General features: G+C 70.5%; 18 protein-coding genes. 11 read left to right on the top strand and 7 right to left on the bottom strand.

The genetic code is table 11. From position 1 onward, the window contains the following. Positions 1-39: 39 nt before the first annotated feature. The gene (locus tag R5W23_RS23660) at positions 40-1,611 is read right to left on the bottom strand and encodes an NBR1-Ig-like domain-containing protein (protein ID WP_320688438.1); all 1,572 of its coding nucleotides are present in this window, start codon (positions 1,609-1,611) and stop codon (positions 40-42) included. Positions 1,612-2,468: 857 nt separating this feature from the next. Between R5W23_RS23660 and R5W23_RS23665 the strand changes: the two genes are divergently transcribed. From R5W23_RS23665 to R5W23_RS23685, 5 genes are read left to right on the top strand one after another with little or no spacing between them, the layout of a single operon-like run. Then, positions 2,469-2,690, top strand: a complete 222-nt coding sequence (locus R5W23_RS23665) for a sulfurtransferase TusA family protein (protein WP_320688439.1) — start codon at positions 2,469-2,471, stop codon at positions 2,688-2,690. A 1-nt stretch (position 2,691) separates the two neighbouring features. Continuing rightward, positions 2,692-3,054 (top strand): DsrE family protein, encoded by a 363-nt coding sequence (locus R5W23_RS23670; protein WP_320688440.1) that lies wholly within the window; start codon positions 2,692-2,694, stop codon positions 3,052-3,054. A 12-nt stretch (positions 3,055-3,066) separates the two neighbouring features. After that, the gene (locus R5W23_RS23675; RefSeq protein ID WP_261184857.1) at positions 3,067-3,435 is read left to right on the top strand and encodes a hypothetical protein; all 369 of its coding nucleotides are present in this window, start codon (positions 3,067-3,069) and stop codon (positions 3,433-3,435) included. 9 nt (positions 3,436-3,444) lie between these two features. Then, positions 3,445-4,956, top strand: a complete 1,512-nt coding sequence (locus R5W23_RS23680; protein WP_320688441.1) for a sulfurtransferase TusA family protein — start codon at positions 3,445-3,447, stop codon at positions 4,954-4,956. A gap of 44 nt (positions 4,957-5,000) precedes the next feature. Then, complete coding sequence (locus tag R5W23_RS23685) at positions 5,001-6,020, top strand: DUF1559 family PulG-like putative transporter (RefSeq protein WP_320688442.1); 1,020 nt, start codon at positions 5,001-5,003, stop codon at positions 6,018-6,020. 135 nt (positions 6,021-6,155) lie between these two features. On the opposite strand, the gene R5W23_RS23690 is transcribed toward R5W23_RS23685, so the two are convergent. Next, positions 6,156-6,971, bottom strand: coding sequence for a GNAT family N-acetyltransferase (locus R5W23_RS23690; protein ID WP_320688443.1), 816 nt, complete (start codon positions 6,969-6,971; stop codon positions 6,156-6,158). A 309-nt stretch (positions 6,972-7,280) separates the two neighbouring features. Between R5W23_RS23690 and R5W23_RS23695 the strand changes: the two genes are divergently transcribed. After that, positions 7,281-7,808: a hypothetical protein gene (locus R5W23_RS23695; RefSeq protein WP_261184864.1), complete on the top strand. Its 528-nt coding sequence runs from the start codon at positions 7,281-7,283 to the stop codon at positions 7,806-7,808. A 243-nt stretch (positions 7,809-8,051) separates the two neighbouring features. Here the strand turns inward: R5W23_RS23695 and cobA are convergent, their stop codons facing one another. The 3 genes from cobA to R5W23_RS23710 all read right to left on the bottom strand — a co-directional run bounded on the left by cobA (position 8,052) and on the right by R5W23_RS23710 (position 11,017). Next, positions 8,052-8,879, bottom strand: coding sequence for a uroporphyrinogen-III C-methyltransferase (gene cobA, locus R5W23_RS23700; RefSeq protein WP_320688444.1), 828 nt, complete (start codon positions 8,877-8,879; stop codon positions 8,052-8,054). Between the two features lie 62 nt (positions 8,880-8,941). Next, a complete protein-coding gene (locus R5W23_RS23705; RefSeq protein ID WP_320688445.1) occupies positions 8,942-10,684 on the bottom strand; it encodes an NADPH-dependent assimilatory sulfite reductase hemoprotein subunit in 1,743 nt (580 codons plus the stop codon). 57 nt (positions 10,685-10,741) lie between these two features. Then, on the bottom strand, positions 10,742-11,017 hold the full coding sequence (locus R5W23_RS23710) for a hypothetical protein (RefSeq protein ID WP_261184869.1): 276 nt from the start codon (positions 11,015-11,017) through the stop codon (positions 10,742-10,744). Between the two features lie 189 nt (positions 11,018-11,206). Here R5W23_RS23710 and R5W23_RS23715 point away from each other — a divergent pair, with 189 nt between their 5' ends. From R5W23_RS23715 to R5W23_RS23730, 4 genes are all read left to right on the top strand, one after another. Further along, a complete protein-coding gene (locus tag R5W23_RS23715; protein ID WP_320688446.1) occupies positions 11,207-12,814 on the top strand; it encodes a sigma-54-dependent Fis family transcriptional regulator in 1,608 nt (535 codons plus the stop codon). A gap of 24 nt (positions 12,815-12,838) precedes the next feature. Then, the gene (locus tag R5W23_RS23720; protein ID WP_320688448.1) at positions 12,839-13,795 is read left to right on the top strand and encodes a carbon-nitrogen hydrolase family protein; all 957 of its coding nucleotides are present in this window, start codon (positions 12,839-12,841) and stop codon (positions 13,793-13,795) included. A 437-nt stretch (positions 13,796-14,232) separates the two neighbouring features. Beyond that, positions 14,233-14,412, top strand: a complete 180-nt coding sequence (locus R5W23_RS23725; protein WP_320688449.1) for a hypothetical protein — start codon at positions 14,233-14,235, stop codon at positions 14,410-14,412. Between the two features lie 56 nt (positions 14,413-14,468). Continuing rightward, a complete protein-coding gene (locus R5W23_RS23730; RefSeq protein WP_320688450.1) occupies positions 14,469-14,957 on the top strand; it encodes a DUF6559 family protein in 489 nt (162 codons plus the stop codon). 60 nt (positions 14,958-15,017) lie between these two features. On the opposite strand, the gene R5W23_RS23735 is transcribed toward R5W23_RS23730, so the two are convergent. Further along, positions 15,018-15,551 carry a GNAT family N-acetyltransferase gene (locus tag R5W23_RS23735; protein ID WP_320688451.1) on the bottom strand — a complete coding sequence of 178 codons (534 nt, stop codon included), beginning with the start codon at positions 15,549-15,551 and terminating at the stop codon, positions 15,018-15,020. A gap of 121 nt (positions 15,552-15,672) precedes the next feature. Further along, entirely contained in the window at positions 15,673-18,618 is a 2,946-nt protein-coding gene (locus R5W23_RS23740) for a serine/threonine-protein kinase (protein ID WP_320688452.1), read from the bottom strand. Between the two features lie 137 nt (positions 18,619-18,755). Here R5W23_RS23740 and R5W23_RS23745 point away from each other — a divergent pair, with 137 nt between their 5' ends. Further along, positions 18,756-19,778: a zinc-dependent alcohol dehydrogenase family protein gene (locus R5W23_RS23745; protein WP_320688453.1), complete on the top strand. Its 1,023-nt coding sequence runs from the start codon at positions 18,756-18,758 to the stop codon at positions 19,776-19,778. Positions 19,779-19,908 lie beyond the last annotated feature (130 nt).

Raw genomic sequence — 19,908 nt, forward strand, 5'->3', positions numbered from 1 at the left:
TGAACCCGAGTAGCGGCCCCGGTTCTGCCCCGCATCGCATCACTTCTTCACCCGGTACGCGTGAACCAGCGGGTGCATCTCGCGCCCCACTTGGTACGCGCCGCCACGCATCACGTACAGCGTGCGCGTCTCCTCGTCGAAGCACGCGCCGTACGCCATCCCGACCATCCCGGTGTCGGCTCGCATCAGGTACGGGCCGGTCACGCCGACCGGCCGCGTGCCCTTCGCGGTCTCCCCTAGTGAGCGTGAATCGTAGAAGTACCAGTACTGGGCCTCGCCCGCGTTGCCGATGTGCCCGTAGTCGTACCCGAGCCGGCCGGTGCCCAGCTTCGCGAACGCGATGTAACCTTGTTTGTCGGCGAGGTCGATCAGCACCCCGGCGCGGCAGTGGTCGCAGTAGGTCCAGGCGCCCGCCGCGCGGCTGGTCGGCTGGTCGCTCCAGAACGCGCAGTTCGCGTTGAAGTAGTCGCCCGGGCGCGGGGCGGGCGCGGTCGGCGCGTACCCGAGCAGCGACACCACGTCGGCCTGCCCCTTGGCGGGGTCGGGCGTCGCAACGGCACCGAGCGCCGGCCCGCGGCTGCACGGCTCGGCGATGCTGTAATACCCCCCGAACCCGACCCCGAGCGTCGCCCCGCCCGTGTACGTGTCGGCGAACGACTTCGGCAGCCGCGTCGCCCCGCCCCAGAACCACTTCTGCCGCGGCAGCGTCCACGAGCCGACCGGCGCCACGGTGCCGTCCGCGCTCAGCTTCGACGCGTTCAGAACGGGCAGATCGCCCCCGGTCCAGTATCCGTGGTAGTACGTCCAGTACATCACCTGCCGCTCGTCGTCCCAGACGAACCCGCCGTTCGCGCCGTGCTTCTTGTCCTTGCCCGTGAGGTGCCCCCACTCCTTTTTCACGGCGGCGGTCTTGAGCGGCCCGGCGTCGCCCTTCTCGAACTTGACCGGGTCCGGGATGTCCGTCTCGAACATCACGGTTTCGGGGTGGGTGTAGTTCATGAACAGCCGCCGGGAGCCGTCCTTCAGGGTGCGGAGCGCGAGCCCGCTCTCGGAGAATGCGGCCCCGCCCTTCCCGACCGTCTCCGGCACCTTGAACGACCCGAGGTACTCGAAGTCGTCGAACGTGAGCGGGCGCTTGCCGCCCGCGTCCGGCGCCCGCGCGGCCAGCGCCTCGTCCTTCGCGTCCGGGCGCTTCAGCACCGTGATTTCGAGCTTGGGCGTGATCTCGCCGACCGCCCCCTGCGGGCCGTGGACGCGCCACTGAAAGTTGTGCTTACCGGGCTCGCTCGGCGCGCGCAGGTACGACGTGTACGTGACGTCCTGCCCCGGCGCCACGACCACGCCCTGTCCCTGGATGAAGAAGTTGGTGCCCCAGGTGAGGTTGTCCGCGGGTTCGGCCGAGTGCAACGAACTCGGGACCACGTCCCGCGCCTCTTTCCACGTCTGGGTGCCGGTGTTGCGCATCGTCACCTTCGCGACGAACACTTGGTCCGCGGTGACCTCTTTCGGAACCTCCATCTTGATGTATTTGGCGTCCCACTCGGGCTTCTGAGCGCAGGCGCGCGGCCCCGCAAGTGCGAGCAGCGCGACGGCGAAGCAGATGCGACTCATGACGGGTTCTCCGTGCGGGCGGCTCGACGGTAACAAGGCCGCGCGAACGGTTGCGGTCCCGCCGCCTGAGGCGTATCCTATTCCGAACACAGCGCCGGAGCCCCGTCGCCGGAATTCTCGTCACGATGCCGTTCCAACGACCCAACGCCGGCACCCGACGCGACGAGTTCGCACTCGTCGCGGTACCGGTCTTCGCGGTCGAGGACACGGGCTTCACCTGAGTGCGGGCCGTGTAACCGCGGCCGATGCGCGGTCACTCTCGAAACGGTCCGTTTCCCAACAGCACCCGAACGCTCCTTCCCCAACCTTCTCCAAGCAAGAAGGTGGGAGCCAACGCCCGCGCCGCGCGAAGCGAGCGGCGGGCGCGGCAATGCGAATTTCGGCACGCTCGTTTACGGGAACTGATCCGGTCGTTTCAGGTTCGCACCTCGGAACGGTGCGTTGGTTTTGAGTGTGGTCCGCTCACTCCGTGAGCGGTCGCTCGGCGTCTCGGACGCGCGTTGCGCACGACGACGGAGCGAATGATACCGGGAGCGGGTCGGATCCGCGCGATGGGGATGCGAAGGCAGTTTTTGACAGGATGAACGGGATGAAGACCGATCGATTTTATCCTGTTCATCCTGTCGATCCTGTCAAAAACTGCCTTCACAAGCGTGCGCCCGCACGGCGCCGCAAAAAGCTACCCGTTCTCACTCCGTGGGCGGTCGCTCGGCGTCTCGGACGCGCGTTGCGCACAACGACGGAGCGGATCGGATACGCGGAGCGACCGCTCACGGAGTGAGCGGACCACACTCCAGGCCGGAACCGCGGCACGCCCGAACTTGAAGCGACTGGATTCCTTCCCCTTGAGCGCACGGATGAACGACGAACCCGATTGGGACGCCGGCGGCATGGGCTGCGGCGAGTTGGTCATGCTGCTCCGGATGCGACTGCTGCCGCTGCCCCCGGGCACACGGTTCACCGTGCGCGCGACCGACGCGGCGGCGCCGGAAGACATCCCCGCGTGGTGCCGGCTCACCCGGCACGCGCTCGTTTCGGCCCGGCACCCGATTTACGTCATCCAGCGAAGAGAGAACTGACATGCCCGGCAAGTTTTGCATCAGCCTCACCTGCGCGAAGGACAACCCCGACAAGGCCACCGTGGCGTTCGTGGTCGCCAACGCCGCCGTCGCGTCGGACCAGGACACCGTGGTGTTCCTCAGCACGGAGGGCGTCCGGCTCGCGGTGGCGGGGTACGCCGACGACGTGGCCGAGGAGGGCTTCGCCCCGCTCAAAGAGCTGATGGCGAACTTCGCGGCGGCCGGCGGAACGATCTACGTCTGCTCCCCGTGCTTCAAGAAGCGCAAGCTGGACGAAACCGCGCTGGTCGCGGGCGCGGTCATGGTCGGCGGGGCGAAGCTGGTGGAGTTCATGAGCGCGGGCTGCCCGAGCCTCTCGTACTAGCGCGAGGAACCCATGCGGAACCTGATCCCACTGGCCGTCGCCGCACTCGCGCTCGGGTGCGGCAGTTCCGGCCGCCCGGCGTCGGAGGTCGAGCGTGCCCGCGCCGCGGTGACCGCCGCGCTCGACGGATGGAAGGCGAACGAAGCCCCCGAGAAGCTCAAGGCGCGCCCGGACCCGGTGGACTTCGCGGACGAGTTGCGCGCGACGCACGCCCTCACCGATTACACGGTCGGGAAGGTGGACGGTTCGGACAAGGACGTGGTCCGCGTCACCGTCGTCCTGAAGTTGAAAGACAAGAAAGGCAAGTCGAGCGAGCGCGAGGCCGTGTACGCCGTCGCCCTGCGCGCCCCCGTGGTCGTGTCCCGCGATCCGTACTTCTGAGTTCCACCGATGGACTGGTCCGAACGACATGCGGTCCCGCCGGACGCCAGCTTCGACGGCGGTAACCTCGACTGCGGCAACGGGTTACTCCTGCTGATCCGCCGGCACATCGACCCGCTCACACCGGGCCAGGTGCTGGAAGTGCGCTCGTCCGAATCGTCAGTGGAAGACGACCTACCCGCGTGGGCACGGCTCACCGGCAACGCGCTGGTGTCGCGCACGCGCTCGGGCGACGTGCGCAGCTACCTGATTCGCAAAGCCGGCCCGGCACCACGCAACGCCACCGCACCCGAACGCCCCCCCGTTGACCGCGAGCGCAGCCCGGCGGCACCCGGAACGGTCGCGGCCCCGAGCACGATCAAGCCCTTCGCCGTGATGGGCGTCGGGAGCTGGCCGCGGCCGGCGTGGCTGGTCCGGGCGCTGCACGAGCGCCTGGCGGGGCGGTTCCCGGAGGACGAGTTCCAGCAGTACGCCGACGACGCGGTCCGGCTCGCGGTCGCGGCCCAGGAGCGCGCCGGCGTTGACGTGGTCACCGACGGCGAACAGCGCCGCGACAACTACGCCAGCTTCGTCGCCACCCGGCTCGACAACTGCCAGCTCATCCTGATCACGGACCTCCTCCCCTACGTCACGGACCCGGAGCACTTCGCAGACGAGTTGCGCGCCCTGGATGTGCCCGCCGAAAAAGTGCGTCACCCCGCGGTGTTCGGCCGGCTGGCCCGCTCGCGCCCGCTCGCGGGTCACGAGTTGAGTTTCGCCCGCGCCGTCACGGCGAAACCGGTCAAAGTCGCGCTCCCGGGGCCGTACCTGCTCACACGCACGATGTGGCTCGAGTGCGTTTCCGATAAGGCCTACCCGGACCGCGAGGCGCTCGCCCGCGACATCGTTTCGGCACTCCACACTGAGGCCAACGACCTCCTCGCCGCCGGCGCGGCGGTCGTGCAGTTCGACGAGCCCGTTCTCACGGAAGTCGTGTTCGCGCGCCCGACCGCCCGGCAGTCGTTCATGTGCGGCGCGCTGAGCGAGCGCCGGGCGCCGGCCGAAGAACTCGCGTTCGCGGGGCAGCTCCTCCGCGCGGTGCTGGACGGGCTGCCGCGCGAGCGGGTGGCGCTCCACGTGTGCCGCGGGAACTGGTCGCGGGACGAGAGCGTCGCGCTGTCCGGCCCGTACACGCCGCTCGTGCCGCTCTTCGCGGAACTGCCGGTCGGCACGCTCTTCCTCGAACTCGCCACCCCGCGGGCCGGCGAGCTGGCTCCGCTGGCGGACCTCCCAAAAGGGTGCCGGATCGGGGTCGGCGTGGTGAACCAGAAGCTCGACCGCGTCGAATCGGTCGACGAGATCGTGGCGAAAGCGACCGCGGCGGCCGAGCTGTTCGGCCCCGCGCGGGTGCTGCTCAACCCCGACTGCGGGTTCGCCACGTTCGCGGACAGCCCCGTGTCATCGGCCGTAGTGGCCGAAGCGAAACTCGGGGCGATCGCACAGGCCGCGCGCGTGCTGCGCGCGCGGTACGGGTTGGGCTGATCCGCGTCGGATCGGCCACAGGATTCGCATCAGGAGGACTGCCCGTGGTTCGGAATGCAAGGTCGAAGGGCTTCACGCTGATCGAGTTGCTCGTGGTGATCGCAATCATCGCGGTGCTGATCGGGCTGTTGCTCCCGGCGGTCCAGAAGGTCCGGGAAGCCGCCGCCCGGTCGCAGTCGCAGAACAACCTGAAGCAGATCGCGCTGGCGACGCGGAGCTTCGAGGCCACCCACGAAACCACCCCGCCGATCTTCGGCCAGATGCGCGGCAGCGGCACCGCGGGCTCGGTGTTTTACCACCTGCTGCCGCACCTCGAGCAGAGCGCGGTGTACAACCTCGGGCCGGACCCGGCCCGGGCGCAGCCGCTCAAGGTGCTGCGGCACCCGGCGGACCGCACGATGACCGGCGATGGCGTGTTCGACCTGCCCGCGGCCGCGCCCTCCTGGGCCGCCTCGACCGGCACCGCGAACCCGTACCCGGCGTGGGCGAACGCGGCCAACACCAAGTGGGGGCTGAGCAGCTACTCGGCCAACTGGCAGGTGTTCGGCGACCAGGGCGCCCGGCTGACGAAGATTCAGGACGGGCTGTCGAACACGATCATCTTCAACGAGAAGTACGCGGTCGCGACGCGGCCGAGCGGGAACCCGATGTTCGGCGCCACCCTGTGGGGCTACGGCGTCGATCCGCGGACGATCCCGAACGACTTCACCCCGGCGCTGGCGAGCGGGCAGTACCCGGGCGACGCGCAGTGGGCGAACGGGCTGGCGGCCACGTCGCTGTACGTGAACGGCTACTGGCCCCGCACCGGGTTCGTGAACAAGGGCGGCCCGGTCACGACCTCGTGGACCGGCACCGCCCCGTGGATGTGCCGGTGCATGTTGCGCCCGGAGTTCGCGCCGCCGCCGAACAACGCCCACTGCCTGAAGTCGCAGAGCATCAGCCCGGCGGGCATCCACGCGGCGTTCGCCGACGGCTCGGTGCGATTCATCAGCAGCGGCGTGAGCGACCCGAACTGGTCCGCAGGTGAAACGCCGGCCGACGGCGAAGTGATTGCTCCGGATTGAGAAGTGCCGGGAGCGAGCCGGTACGACTGCCGGCCCGCTTCCGGCAGTAACCGCGACAGCAGAAATCTCATTCGGCGCGTCAGCACCGCCGGCGGGCGGGCTCGACGCGCGGGACACCCCTGGCTCCTTGACCCGTTACGGTTCGGTCCCGCCCGCCGCGTTCGACCGCCCGGAGGCGATGAGCCGTTCGAGCCGCTGCACCACGCCGGTGTACGCTCGGGTGAGCCGGTCGCGGCGGCCCAACATGAGCACGTCGTAGCACCCGAACCCGGGGTCCCACACCGGCGGGCTGCACGCCAAGAACCCGAGCCGCAGATCCATGCGGACGATTTCGGGCAGCGTGCGCTCGTCCGCCGGGGACACGGGCACCTCGCGCAAGCTCTCCACGCGGTTCACGGGCCACGGCTCGACCGCCCACTCCGGGTCCATCCGGTGCCGCAGCAGGTAGGAGTAGATGCGGTTCAGCTCGTCCGCGTCGGCGCGAAAGCTGTCGGCGCCGAGCAGGTACTTGCAGCCGTACTCGCGGAGGAGCAGCTCCATGCCGTAAGACAGGTACTGGAACGCGAGCGTGCTGCGGTACTCGGCCGCCACGCACGCCCGGCCCCCTTGCAGGATCTCGTGCGCGATCGGCTTCAGCGGCGCCAGGTCGAACTCGTCGGAGGCGTAGAACCCGCCGTTGGCGACCGCGCTCGGCCCGCTGATCGCCCGGTAGGTGCCCACCACCCGCTGCCGCTCCTCGTCGAACAGGAAGAGCTGGTCGCACCAGGCGTCGAACTGGTCGGCGTCCCGCCCGGGGCCGCGGTCGGTGCCGACGTAGTTGTACCCCTGTTCCGCGACGAACACGTCGTACCGGAGCTTGAACACGGCATCCAGTTCGTGCGGCTCGCTCGCCAGCCCGAGCCGCCACGGGTGCCCGCACACCGACCGCAGGTCCAGCAGCCACCGCGCCATCGTCTCACGCCTCTCGTGTCCCCAACGCTTCTTGAGGGATGATACGAAACCACCCCGACCGCGGGCGGACACTTGCCGCGCCCGCCCGCGGCGCGCGTATAACATGTTTCCAGAACGATTCACGCCCGCGCGAGCCGCGCGAACCGCCGCCCGCGAATTTCGGTCAAGTGGTGTTGATTCCGCGGCCCGCTGCGCTATGGTGCAAGTTCATCCGGCGCCGCGCGCCGTGCGAAATCTGTTTGTGGGCCGGCTCGACAAGTTCGGGCCGCGTCCTACGCTAGTCGTTTCGGAATCTGGTTCAGGTGAGTTATGCCAAGAACGAAGACCAAGAAATCGCGGATCGAAGACGAAGAAGAGGAAGTCCTCCCGGAGGAGTCGCTCGAGCCGGTCGAAGCCCCGGTCGCGGCGCCGACGCGCCGCGTCGATAACGGGATGATCCTCGACCTGGAGGGCCACGGCGGCGCGGTCGCCAGCGCGCTGATCGTGAACGGGATGCGGGCCTACCTGTCGGTGGTCAACAAGGGCGTGAACCTGGTCGCAACGAACCGGGCGCACACCCAGTTCGTGCCGGTGAAGATCTCGGCCTGCTGCCAGGGCCTCGACATCAAGCGAGACGACTTGAAGGGCCTGGGCGAGGTGAACGCGGTTGTGGCGTTCCTGCTGGAAAACGGTGAGGAGCAGACCAGCTACTACTTCCCGGTCCCGGAGTACCTCGCGCGGGCCGAAGACCGCGGCGAGGGCGGGCTGCGGGTGCCGCTCGAAGCGGACGCGAACTGGCTCAACGCTCACGAGGGACACGCGGGCGTCCGGCGTGCGTTCGCCAAGCTGATCGGCTAAGGCGCGGCAGAAAGCAAATCCACCGGTCTTCCCCGGAGGGGCCTCCAAGCCCCCCACGGAGGAGACCGGGGCGGCGCCCCCCCGAACGACCCAGTTCAGTCCTTTCTGTTGGCCGTGTTTCACATGCAAGTCGGCCACCAATCGCGGTTCTGAAACGAAATGGCGAGCGGACGGAGGCCCGGGCACGCGGCCGAAGCCCCCCCGCCGTTGTGTCCCTCACGCTCTTACCGTGCGGGTCGCCATTCAGGGTGTTGTGAACACAACCGGCGGCCGGTCCAAGTTCTCGTGGTGCCCGCTCTCGCGAAAGGAATGGGCCGGGGCAAGCAGCCTCGCCCGTCGGCGCACGACGTTGCCGACGACAAGGACGGCGGGGGCGCGCACGCCGGCTTCGTCGGCGAGGCGGCCGATCCGGTCGAGCGGCCCCTCGATCACCCGCTGCCCGGGGAGCGTTCCGGATTCGATCACCGCCGCCGGGGTGTCCGCGGTCATCCCGTGCCCCACAAGCTGGCGCGCGATCCCCGTCACGTGGCGGACGGCCATGTAGAAGGCAATGCCCGGCAGGCGGGCGAGGGCCGCCCAGTCGAGCGCGCCTTCGGGCGAGTCCGGGTCGTGGTGCCCGGTCACGAGGGTGACACTTTGCCCGTCCTCGCGGTGGGTGAGTGGGATCAGCGCGGCCGCACACGCTCCGATCGCGGCCGTTACGCCCGGCACGATCTCGAACGGAACGCCGGCTCCGGCGAGCGCTTCCGCCTCTTCACCGCCGCGGCCGAACACGCACGGGTCGCCACCCTTCAGCCGGCAGACCGACTTCCCCTCTCGGGCCAGGCGCACCAGCGCCTCGTGGATCGCCTCCTGCCGTGTCGATCCGACGCAGTACCCCCGCTTGCCGACCGCCACGCGCTCCGCACCGGGCTTCGCTTCGTGCAGCAGGTCCGGGGCCAGAAGCGCGTCGTACAGAACGGCGTCCGCGGACCGGAGGATTCGGAGGCCGCGGACGGTGATGAGGTCCGCCGCCCCCGGGCCGGCCCCGACCAGGTACACCACACCGGGCCGGGCACCATGTTCAGCCACTGATTCGCTCCCAATTAAAGACCGCCGCCCACAAGCCGCGGGCGGCGTGCGACCGGTTCTGCTCAGCCGCCGGCGCCCGCCGCCAACTGCCGCAGCCGCTCTACGTCGGTGCGGGCGCAGTAGTTCCCGAACGTCTCGCCCGGGGACCGCTCACCCTTGAACGCCGCGAAGAGTGCCGCCAGTTTGGGAACGATCCGCTCGATCGGCACCGAATCCTCGAGCTCGAAGTTCAGCCGCCGGCCGAACACGTCCCCGCCCACGTACAGCGTGTACTTCGTCCCCCCGCGGCCGACCAGACCGACCTCGCTCTGGAACGGCCGGGCGCACCCGTTCGGGCACCCGGTCATCCGGACGCTGATCGGCTCGCCGGCCAGCCCCAACCGCGCCAGTGCGGCTTCAAGCTGGGTCACGACGCCCGGCAAGGCGCGTTCGCTCTCGGTGAGCGCCAGCCCGCACGTCGGGATGGCCGGGCAGGCCATGCTCCACTTCCGCACCATCGGCAGCGTTTCCGGCCGCGGAACCCCGTACTCGCTCAGGAGCGCGTCAACGACCGGGCGGTCCCCCGCCGCGATGTCCCCGAGCAGCGCGTCCTGCTGGGCCGACAGCCGCACCGTACACCGAACGCGAGAGACGATCGCACGCAGCCCGCTCCGCAGCCGGACCGCGCCCTCGTCCTTGACCCGGCCGTTCTCGACCGACAGGCCAAGGAACCACTTCCCGTCCCGCTGCCGGTGCCACCCGTGGTGCAGGTCCGCCCCGGTGATCGGGCGCTCGACCGGGGGCCGCAGGGGCCGCTTCCAGTAGTCCCGGGCGAACACCTGCCGGAACCGCTCAACACCCCAGTCGTGGAGCACGTATTTGAGCCGGGCTCGCTTCCGGTCCGCGCGGTTCCCGTGGTCCCGGAACAGCCGCACCACCGCCTCCGCGGCGGCCACCACCTCGTCCGGATCGACCCGGCAGATGGGCTGGGCGAGGAGCGGATAGGTGTCGGGCTTGCTGTTCGTTTGCCCCTGGCCGCCTCCGGCGAACAGGTTGTACCCGACCGGTTGGCCGCCCTCGACCACGGCCTGAAACCCGAGACAGTGGGCCAGAAGGTCCGTGCAGTTGTCTTCAGGGAGAGCGAACGCGGTCTTAAACTTCCGCGGGAGGTAGACCGCCCCGTACACCGGCTCCGCCTCCTCGACCGGAACCGCGACCGGGTCCGGAACCTTTTCCCCGTTCAGCCACAGTTCATGGTACGCCTGCCGCCCGGCGTGCGGAGCGAGATGGGCGGCAACGGCGTCAGCCAGGGCCTGCATCTGGGTGCGAACCGGGTCACCGGTCGGGGCCGGACAGCAGACGACGTTCCGGTTCACGTCCCCGCACCCGCCCAGCGTGGACAGCAGCGCCTCGTTGATCCCGGCGATGGTGGCCTTCAGATCCACCTTTAAGACACCGTGAAGCTGGATGCTCTGGCGGGTGGTGAGTCGGAGCGTCCCGTTCCCGTACCGGGCCGCGAGATCGTCGATGGCGAGGTACTGGTCGGCGGTCAGCTTCCCGCCCGGGAGCTTCAGCCGGATCATGAACATGTACGCCTTGCCGACTCCGGCCTTCTGCCGGTACTTGCGGGCGTCGCGGTCTTCCTGCTGGTAGCTGCCGTGGAACTTGATGAGTTGCTTGCCGTCTTCGGACAGGTGGTCGGTGTCGGCGGCGAGCTGTTCGGCCAAGTCGCCGCGGAGGTACTTGCTCCCGGCCTTGATGCCCTCAACGGCCGAGAGCTTCGGTGACACGCTCGCGGGCGGGGCGGGCTCGGTTTCGGTCGTCATATGGCGGTGCGGGGTCGGGTGTGGGAGGGAAAGGATGCCAGTCAAAGGCCGGGGCGATCAGCCGCCGCCGAAGAACGTCTTCCACCCGGCCCGCAGCGCGCCCCGCCAGCCGGGGGCCATCGGCGGGTACCCCGGGTCGATGCTCCAGGAGCCTTTGCACGTGATGCACCGTTCTTGCGTTCCCTCGGCGGTGCGCGTGGAACCGGTACCCGCGCAGGTGGGGCAGGCGAACGGCAGCCACCCGCGGGGGCCGGGCTGGTACTCGTAGAACTTCGTCCCGTGACACAACTGGCAGGCCGGGTTACCGTGGCAAGGACAACGAACGCTGGCCATAGTCTTCTCCAGAAGCTCGGGTGAGGAATGTACGCCAGAAAGGCAAGTCGTATGCCGCCCCATCTACTCGACTCAAGTCAATGATTGAAAACGATTTATGACCTAATCACCGAATGAAGCCAGAACAACGAAAAATCGTTGACCACGAAATCTCGTTGATAAAGCACGATTTTTCGTTACCGTGTCGGTATGGCCGCCGCTGAGCCCATCTTTACGGACCCCAAGCAACTGCTCCTCGAAATGGCCGAGCAGCGCTCGGTCGATAGCCTTCTGCGGCTGGTTGCCGCTCGCCTCGCAGATTCCCCACAAGTGGCCCTGGCTCGGGTGTGGCTCACCCTTCCGCCGGGGACGTGTGACATCTGCCGGCAGAGCGGTCGGGAACCGGGCACCGAACCGGCCCTCCACTTGGTGGCCGGGGCCGGCCGGTCCGTCGCGGCCCCCGAAGAGGCGTGGGACCAGATCGACGGGGCGTTCCACCGGTTCGCCCTCGGCGAGCGCAAGGTCGGTCAGATCGGCCTCTCCGGCCGGCCGCTGGAAGTTCCGGATGTCGATCCGCACTCCCCGTGGGTGGCCGACTCCGATTGGGTCCGGCGCGAAGGGATCACCGGGTTCGGGGGCCAGCCGCTCGTCCACCACGGCCGGGTCCTCGGGGTGCTCGCCGTGTTCACCCGCGCGCCACTGGACGGTGAGGCGCTCGGGTGGCTCCGGATGGTCGCCAACCACGCCGCGGCGGCGATTGCCACCGCCCGCGCGTTCGAGGAGGTGGAGACCCTGCGGCGGCAGCTCGAACTCGAGACCGAATACCTCCGGGGAGAGGTCCGCGCCGCCCACTACGGCCGGTTCGTCGGGCAGAGCCCGGCGCTCGACGCCGTCCTGCGACAGGTCGAGTTCGTCGCCCCGACCGACGCGACGGTGCTCATCACCGGGGAGAGCGGAACGGGCAAGGAACTGGTCGCCCGGGAGGTCCACGCCCGCAGCCGCCGCGCGGCCCGGGCGCTCATCAAAGTGAACTGCGCGGCCGTCCCGCGCGACCTGTACGAGAGCGAGTTCTTCGGGCACGTCCGGGGGGCGTTCACCGGTGCGGTCCGCGACCGGGTCGGGCGGTTCGAGCTGGCCGACGGCGGGACGCTGTTCCTCGACGAGGTGGGGGAGCTCCCGCTCGACCTCCAACCGAAGCTGCTGCGCGTGCTTCAAGAAGGGGAGTTCGAACGGGTCGGGGAGGAGCGGACCCGGAAGGCGGACGTGCGGGTCGTCGCGGCCACGAACCGCGACCTCCGGCGCGAGGCCGAGGCCGGGCGGTTCCGGCCGGACCTGTACTTCCGGCTGGGCGTGTTCCCGATCGAGGTGCCGCCACTGCGCCGGCGCCCCGAGGACGTGGTCCCGCTGGGGGAGCACTTTCTCGAGCAGGCGGCGAAGCGGCTCGGCCGCCCGGTGCCGAAGCTCACCCCGGCGGACGCCGAGCGGCTGCGGGGGTACCCCTGGCCGGGGAACGTACGCGAGCTCCAGCACGTGATCGAGCGAGCGGCCATCGTGTCCGCCGGGCGGCGGCTCGCCCTCAACCTTCCGGAGGCCGTGCCGGCGGCCGACCGAGCGACCGCTCCGGCGCCCGCCGGCGCGCGGGACCAAGTGCTGACCGAGGCCGAGTTCCGGGACCTCGAGCGGCAGAACATCCGGGCCGCCTTGCGCAAGGCGGCGGGTAAAATCTACGGGCCGGGAGGGGCGGCCGAGTTGCTCGGGCTCAAGCCCACCACCCTCGCTTCCCGGATGAAAGCCCTGGGCGTCCGGCTGGCCGAGTAACGCGAGAAAAGAGAACTGCCGCTCATGAGTGCCACCCGCGTCGCCGTCGTTCAGGCCGGGCCGCCCCTGTTCGACACGCCGGCGACCCTCGAGAAGCTCCGCGGTCTGGTCGCCGAGGCGGCCGCGCGGGGGGCGAAACTGGTCGTCCTTCCGGAGGCGTTCGTCGGCGGGTACCCGAAGGGGCTCGGCTTCGGCGCCCGGATGGGGTCCCGCACGCCCGAAGGCCGGGAGGAGTTCCGCCGGTACTATGAGGCGGCGGTCGAGGTCCCGGGGCCGGCGACCGCGGCGATCGGCGCGGCGGCCCGGGAGCACGGCGTTCACCTGGTGGTCGGGGCGGTCGAGCGCGCCGGCTCGACGCTGTACTGCGCCGCCCTGTTCTTCGGCCCGGACGGCGCCCTCATCGCCGCGCGCCGGAAGCTCATGCCGACGGCGATGGAGCGTCTGGTGTGGGGCCAGGGAGACGGGTCCACGCTCCCGGTCGTCAACACCCCGGCGGGGAAGGCGGGGGCGGTGATCTGCTGGGAGAACTACATGCCGCTGCTGCGGACCGCGATGTACGCCAAAGGCGTGGAGGTGTACTGCGCGATCACCGTGGACGACCGCGACACGTGGCTCCCGACGGTCCGGCACGTCGCCCTTGAGGGGCGGTGCTTCGTTCTGTCGGCCTGCCAGTTTTTAACCCGGAAGGACTGCCCGCCCGGTTACGACGGGGGGCACGGCGACGACCCGGCGGCGGTGCTGATCCGGGGCGGGAGCTGCGTCATCTCGCCCCTCGGGCAGGTGCTGGCCGGGCCGGTGTTCGGTGAGGAGGCGGTGCTGATCGCCGACCTGGACCCGGCCGAGATCCCGCGGGCGCGGTTCGACTTCGACCCGGTCGGCCACTACGCCCGCCCGGACGTGTTCCGCCTCTCGGTCAACGAAACCCCGCAGCCGGCCGTGGAATTCGGCAAACCGGAACGCGGCCCGTCGGAGGGGCGTTAAGGAACGGCGGTCCGATCCCCGACCAATTACGGCCGCGCCCCACAAAGGCGCCGACCGTAAGGGCCGGGAACCGCGATCTGTGGCACATGCACGGCCCGAGTTCGTGCGGGCTGTTCGCGCCGTGCTACTTCTTCAACTTCACGTGAATCCGGTCCCCGAGTAGGGCAAACGCCGGAAGACCCGCGCTCCAGCCCGGCAATCGCACCAACCGGCGCGCGGTCTTACTACGAACAGCACAATTTCCTCGGCCGACCAGCGAACAACCTCCCGTAAGGTCTGCGGTGCGCGCCGAGATGCGCCGGCGAGGTCTGGAAAACCGCCGGGCGGGTCGTTATGGTTGTGGTCCTCGTAGTCACTCTTGCGGCGTTCCCACCAAGTGGCGCGGGCCGGCGTTGCGGGCACGCCGGCTCGGCCACACGATGACCAAGGCGTTTCGCATGTTCTCACTGTTCAGTTGGCTCGCCGAGCAGCGCAGCGGGGTCGCCATCGGCCTGTCCATGACCCTGTTCGCCGTCACTCTGGTTTTGCGGTACGGTTACGACCTGTGGTGGCCGGCGGGCATCGTGCTGGCGACCCTGTGCGGGGTGATCGGCCTGTTTTCCGGCGGGCGGGCGTAAGACTCAACGGCTCCCGATCCGTTCGGGAACCGCGGCGCGTCACAGAGGAGGAGTTTATGGCAACGACCACACTCGACGACGACGACGGCGGCGTGTACGCACTGGCGCCGGAACCGCCCGCCTCGGTGTCGCCCGCGTCCGCTTGTACCGCCACACTCACCGCCGACAAGCGCCGGGCGGTGCGATCTTACCTCACCGACCTCGGCCCGGCCCTTCGGGCCAAGTACGGCCGTCAGCCGCACTACACGCCCGCGCAGGTGCAGGAAACGGCGCTGGAGCGAGCGCTCCGCATCGACTACCTGTGCTGGGCCTACGTCCTGCACTGTTCCGCCCCGGCGTTCGAGTCCCTTCACGCGAACGCCGGCGAAGCGTGCGACTACCTCGCCATGCGCGCCGCGGTCGGGGCGGCGTTCTTCGGTGGGGATGTCGATTTCGCCATCCCGACGGTGGTGGATGTGGTCGTCTCCGGCGCGGCCCCGGTCGCGTCCGATGCGATCGGCTGGCTCGCGGGGGTGGACTGGACCGCCTTACTCAACTGGTCCTGAGACCGGCTCGTGTGAACGGTTCGCCGGTGATCGGGCGGCACACGCCTGCGGGCGGAGGTGCTACGGCAGCGGGCGGCTCATCCGTACCATCGGCAGGAGTTCGCCGTCGGGCAGTTCCGCGACCGTCGGCCCGGCCGCGGTGAACCCGAGCGTGCGGTAGAGCGGCACGCCGGGTAACGTGGCCATCAGTTCCAGCGCGCCGAACCCGGCCGCAACGGCGGCCTCGCGGCACCGCTCGAACAGCCGCCGGCCGAGCCCCCGCCGCGCCCAGGACGGGTGAACGAAGAACGCGCGAATGCGGGCCGGATCGGCCGCCGGGTCGAGAAGCGGGTCGTCCGCTCCCTTCGCCTGATCGCCGCCGTAAAGCGTCAGCCGGCGGCTCCAACCGCCGGCCGCCGCCAGTTCCCCCGCGTCTTCGATCACGTAATAGGTTTCGTCCGCGATCAAGCGGGTGTCCGGGCCGAACACGTACCGCAGGGCGCTTTCGACTTGCGACGGTGAGTAGTACCCTTCGCTCAAGGTGCGGACCGACTGTTCGACGAGCCGCTGCAACCGGGGTACGTCGGACAGCGTTGCGATTCGTAACCGCGGCATCTGCCTCATTCCTTGTACCGGCACCACCCGCCGAAACGCGCCGGGCACCTCCGGCAGGCGCAGGAGTCACGCCGGAGCGTACCGGCTCAACCGACGACGGCAGCCTCGCGCCCGCCAAGCGTCACCGCGTGTCCCAGGCGGCCAACTGGCCCTCGGCACCGGTGAGCATGAACTTGCCGTCCGCGGAGAACTCGATCGCGGTCACCGCGGACGGGTGCCGCCGGGCGCTGTAAAGTTCCACGCCGGCTTTCAGGTCCCAGAACCGCACCTCGCCGGTGCTCCCGCCGCTCACCAGCGTGCGCCCGTCCGGCGACACCCCGAGCGCGGTCACCCGCCCGACGTGCCCGAACAGCGCGTGCTCCTCGCGGCCCGCCGCGTTGAACACCCGCACCACGCCGTCCCGCCCGGCCGCCGCCAGCCGGTCACCCGTTGGCAGGAACCGGAACACCGCTTGGTCGTCGACCGCGATCACCGCGCGCGTCTCCGGCGTGCCGACGGTCCACACGAGCACCCCGTTCGGGCCGCGCGCCGCCAACACCTTGCCGTCGTCGGAGAGCGCGACCGCGCCGAGGCGCCGCAACCCGGTGTCGTACCGGCCCGCCGCGCTCCGCCCGGCCACCGACCACACCGTCACGCCCCCGGCGTCGTCCGCCACCGCAACGCTCCCACCGTCCGGCGTCAGGGCGGCCGACACCGGCAGCCGCCCGCCGGGCACCTTCGCGCGCAACCGCTCCGTGACCGCCGTGCCCGAGAGGTCCGCGACCTGAACCGTGGCCCCGTCGAACGACACGAACCCGGTGCGGCCGTCGTGGTAGACGCGCACCGCCGCGACCGGCCGCTCCAGCACCGGTGCGCCGGCCGGGGCGTGGACGTTTTCGTAGCGGGTGACGCGAGCGCCCCCGGCGACCACCCGCACTGCGCCGTCGGATGACACCGCAACCGCCACCGGCGTGTCGCTCGGGGTCGCGCCGCGGTCCCACGGGGCGCGGTTCACGTCCCACGAGCGAATGATGCCGTCCGTGCCGGCGGTGAACAGCGTCGCGCCGTCGGGCGCGAACGCCCCGGCGCGCACGTCACCGGTGTCGTCGGTGGCGATGACGGCGCCGGACGGCAGCTCGACCCACCCCGGGCGCGGGCTCCGGGCCGCTCGCCCGTCGGGGGCGACGGCCAGCACCGCCCCCCGCCCCGCGGGCCGAACCCAAAAGGGCCAGGGCGGGGCGGCGATCAGCCCGCCGCCGGCGAACCCGACGCCGAGCACGCCCGTGCCGGTCGGGGCCAGAGAGCCGCTCCGCCCGACGGCCCACGCGAGCATTCCGGTGAGGCCGTTCGGAACCGGGCCGCTGGTCACGACCTGCGCCCCGTCGCGAACGAACGCGACACGCGACACCTCGCCCGCGTGGGCCTTGAGCGTCCCGAGTTGGGTCCCGGTCGCCCGGTCCCACACCGCGAGCGTGCCGTCGGCGTGCCCGCTCGCCAGCCGGGTGCCGTCGGGTGACACCGCGAGCGCCGCCACCGCCCCCGCGGGGCACACGACCACCAACTGGCCGGTCCTCGTGAGGCGGACGAGGTGGTCGTGCGCGAACTCGGGGGCGTCCATCACCAGGTCGGACGCGCGGCGGGCCGAGTCCAGCGCCTCCGCGGCGGCCTGGGTGTTCCCGCCGCGCCAAGCATAATACCCGTCGCGCACCTGGCGCGCGTACTCGCGCTGCTGGTCCACCCGATTCCGCTCGGCTTGGTAGTCCTTCAGCTTGTTGTTGTCGGTCTGGAGGTTCCGGGTCTTGTACGAGTTCCACGTCCCCAGCGACGTCACGAACAGCGCGATGGCAGCCAGGACCGCGATCGCGACGAGCTGGTCGTTGCGGCGGAGCCACCGGCCGGCGCGACCGCTCCACGCGAGCGGCCGGGCCACCGTCGGCCGGCCGTCCAGGAACCGCCGCAGGTCGTCCGCTAGGTCGATCGCGGTGCGGTACCGCTCGCCGACCGTACACGCCATCGCCTTCAGGCAGATCGCTTCGAGGTCGCGCGGGAGGTCGGGCCGCAGTTGCCGCGGCGCGACCGGCCGACCCTCCACGGACTGCCGCAGCACCTCCACGTCGGTGGCGCCGTCGTAGGGCGCGCGGCCGGCGAGCAGTTCGTACAGCACCACCCCCAGCGCGTACACGTCCGCCGGCGGGCCGATGTCCTCGCGGCGGGCCTGCGCCTGCTCGGGGGCCATGTACTTCGGCGTCCCCAGGATCTGCCGCGTGCCGGTTTCCGACGGGCCGCCGCGCTCGGCCACCTTCGCCAGCCCGAAGTCCACCACCCGGGGGATGTAGCACGAGCCGCGGAGCGGCACCCCGCCCGCCGGCTGCTCGTCCCCCTCCTCGACCGTCGTTTCCTGGAGCAGCACGTTGTTCGGCTTCAGGTCGCGGTGCAGCACCCCGCGGTCGTGCGCGTGCTGCACCGCGTCGGCCACCGTCGCCACGAGCCGCGCCGCCTGCCGCACCGGGACCGGGAACGCCTGCCGGTCGAGCCACTCGGCCAGCGTCTGCCCGGGGCAAAAGGCGGTGGCGATGAAGCACAGCGGCCCGACCTCGCCCCACTCGTACACGGGCACCAGGTTCGGGTGATCGAACTCGGACGCGGCGAGGGCCTCGAGCTTGAGCCGGCGCTTGGCGTCCGGGTTCATCAGCATTTCGGGCCGCGGCACCTTGAGCGCCACCTCGCGCAGCATCCGCGGGTCGTAGGCCAGGAACACGATCCCGCACCCGCCCTTGCCGAGCTGGCGGCGCAGCTCGAACCGCCCGATCCGGTGCCCCCCGCCGAGCGGCGGCGGCAGGTGCAGCGGGCGGCCCGCGTCCGGGAGCACCTCGCTCATCGACCCCTCGTGGGCCGCCCCGGGGGGCAGCGGCGTGACGGGCCGCTCGGGCGTGAGGGCCGGGTCGCTGAGCGGGGGGAATTGGACCTGGAGGGTCGGCGCGCGACCGTCCCCCCCGTCGAGTTCCTGGTCGTATGCCGCCAGGAACCGCGCGAGGTTCTCGTCGAGCTTCAGCGAATCGGACGAATCCATTAGTGCGAGACCGGACATGAGCTTGGGGCGATCCGCGGACCCGATCCGACCCGAGTTTACCATATCCGGGGCGGCACACAGAACCGCGATTTCTGTGAAATCCTCTCGCCGCGGCCCGGGTACCCTCACCCATAATGGACGGCGGAGGGGACGCAATGAAGGCACTCGTTCTGCGCGGCGGGTTCGGTTTGGAACACCTTGCGCTCGAGGAGCGCCCGGAGCCGGCGCCCGGTCCGGGCGAGGTGCTGGTGCGGGTCCGGGCCGCGTCGCTCAACTTCCGCGACCTGATGCTCGTAAAGGGCCAGTACAACCCGAAGCTCGCGCTGCCGCGGGTGATGGGGTCCGACGCCGCGGGCGAGGTGGTCGCCGCGGGCGCGGGGGTCACGCGGTTCAAACCGGGCGACCGGGTCGCGAACACCTTCATGCCGCTCTGGGAAGAAGGGGCGATCACCGGCGCCGCGGCCGGAGCGACATACGGCAGCGAGCGAGACGGGGTGTTCGCCGAAGTGATCGCCGTTCACGAGCGCGCGCTCGTGGCGGTCCCGCCGCACCTCAGCTACGAAGAGGCGGCGACGCTCCCGTGCGCCGCGGTGACCGCCTGGAACGCGCTGACGGCCGCCAGCACCGGTCCAGGCACCACCGTGCTGCTCCAGGGGACCGGGGGCGTATCGATCTTCGCCCTCCAACTGGCAACGGTCCTGGGGGCGCGGGCGCTCATCACCTCCAGCAGTGACGACAAGCTCGCGCGGGCGGCGCGGCTCGGCGCGGCCGCCGGGGTGAACTACCGCACCGATCCGGACTGGGACAAGTGGGCGCGGCAGCAGACCGGCGGCGCGGGGGCGGACGTGGTGGTCGAGGTCGGCGGCGCGGGCACGCTGGACCGGTCGATCCGGGCGGTCAAAACGGGCGGGCACGTCGCGGTCATCGGGGTGCTGACCGGTGGCGGCACGATGAACCCGGTACCGGTGCTGATGAAAGCCGTCCGACTCCAGGGGGTGTTCGTCGGCTCCCGGGCCATGTTCGAGGAGATGAACCGGGTCATCACCGAGAAGCAGATCCGGCCGGTCATCGACCGCGCGTTCCCGTTCGCGGACGCCGTAAACGCGCTGCGCCACATGGAAAGCGGGTCCCACTTCGGGAAGGTCGTGCTGAGCATGACCGCTCCGGGCAGCGGCTGAGTGCCGCCGTTGCGAACGAGGTCGGGAAGTGGGGAAACGCGGGATGTGCCGATAAACCGGCCGGCGACGTTCGTTCGAGCGGGCGCCGCGGCGCATGATACCGAATCCGGTTGATCCGTATCCACGCCTG

Source organism: Gemmata algarum (genome assembly GCF_034097035.1).
GTDB lineage: Bacteria > Planctomycetota > Planctomycetia > Gemmatales > Gemmataceae > Gemmata > Gemmata algarum.

Coding starts and splice junctions, on each gene's coding strand:
- R5W23_RS23705 (WP_320688445.1), bottom strand. CDS start 10,684: ATGACGACCGAAACCGAGCCCGCCCCGCCCGCGAGCGTGTCACCGAAG.
- R5W23_RS23675 (WP_261184857.1), top strand. CDS start 3,067: ATGCGGAACCTGATCCCACTGGCCGTCGCCGCACTCGCGCTCGGGTGC.
- R5W23_RS23665 (WP_320688439.1), top strand. CDS start 2,469: ATGAACGACGAACCCGATTGGGACGCCGGCGGCATGGGCTGCGGCGAG.
- R5W23_RS23670 (WP_320688440.1), top strand. CDS start 2,692: ATGCCCGGCAAGTTTTGCATCAGCCTCACCTGCGCGAAGGACAACCCC.
- R5W23_RS23715 (WP_320688446.1), top strand. CDS start 11,207: ATGGCCGCCGCTGAGCCCATCTTTACGGACCCCAAGCAACTGCTCCTC.
- R5W23_RS23690 (WP_320688443.1), bottom strand. CDS start 6,971: ATGGCGCGGTGGCTGCTGGACCTGCGGTCGGTGTGCGGGCACCCGTGG.
- R5W23_RS23680 (WP_320688441.1), top strand. CDS start 3,445: ATGGACTGGTCCGAACGACATGCGGTCCCGCCGGACGCCAGCTTCGAC.
- R5W23_RS23740 (WP_320688452.1), bottom strand. CDS start 18,618: ATGTCCGGTCTCGCACTAATGGATTCGTCCGATTCGCTGAAGCTCGAC.
- R5W23_RS23745 (WP_320688453.1), top strand. CDS start 18,756: ATGAAGGCACTCGTTCTGCGCGGCGGGTTCGGTTTGGAACACCTTGCG.
- R5W23_RS23720 (WP_320688448.1), top strand. CDS start 12,839: ATGAGTGCCACCCGCGTCGCCGTCGTTCAGGCCGGGCCGCCCCTGTTC.
- R5W23_RS23660 (WP_320688438.1), bottom strand. CDS start 1,611: ATGAGTCGCATCTGCTTCGCCGTCGCGCTGCTCGCACTTGCGGGGCCG.
- R5W23_RS23710 (WP_261184869.1), bottom strand. CDS start 11,017: ATGGCCAGCGTTCGTTGTCCTTGCCACGGTAACCCGGCCTGCCAGTTG.
- R5W23_RS23735 (WP_320688451.1), bottom strand. CDS start 15,551: ATGCCGCGGTTACGAATCGCAACGCTGTCCGACGTACCCCGGTTGCAG.
- R5W23_RS23695 (WP_261184864.1), top strand. CDS start 7,281: ATGCCAAGAACGAAGACCAAGAAATCGCGGATCGAAGACGAAGAAGAG.
- R5W23_RS23725 (WP_320688449.1), top strand. CDS start 14,233: ATGTTCTCACTGTTCAGTTGGCTCGCCGAGCAGCGCAGCGGGGTCGCC.
- R5W23_RS23730 (WP_320688450.1), top strand. CDS start 14,469: ATGGCAACGACCACACTCGACGACGACGACGGCGGCGTGTACGCACTG.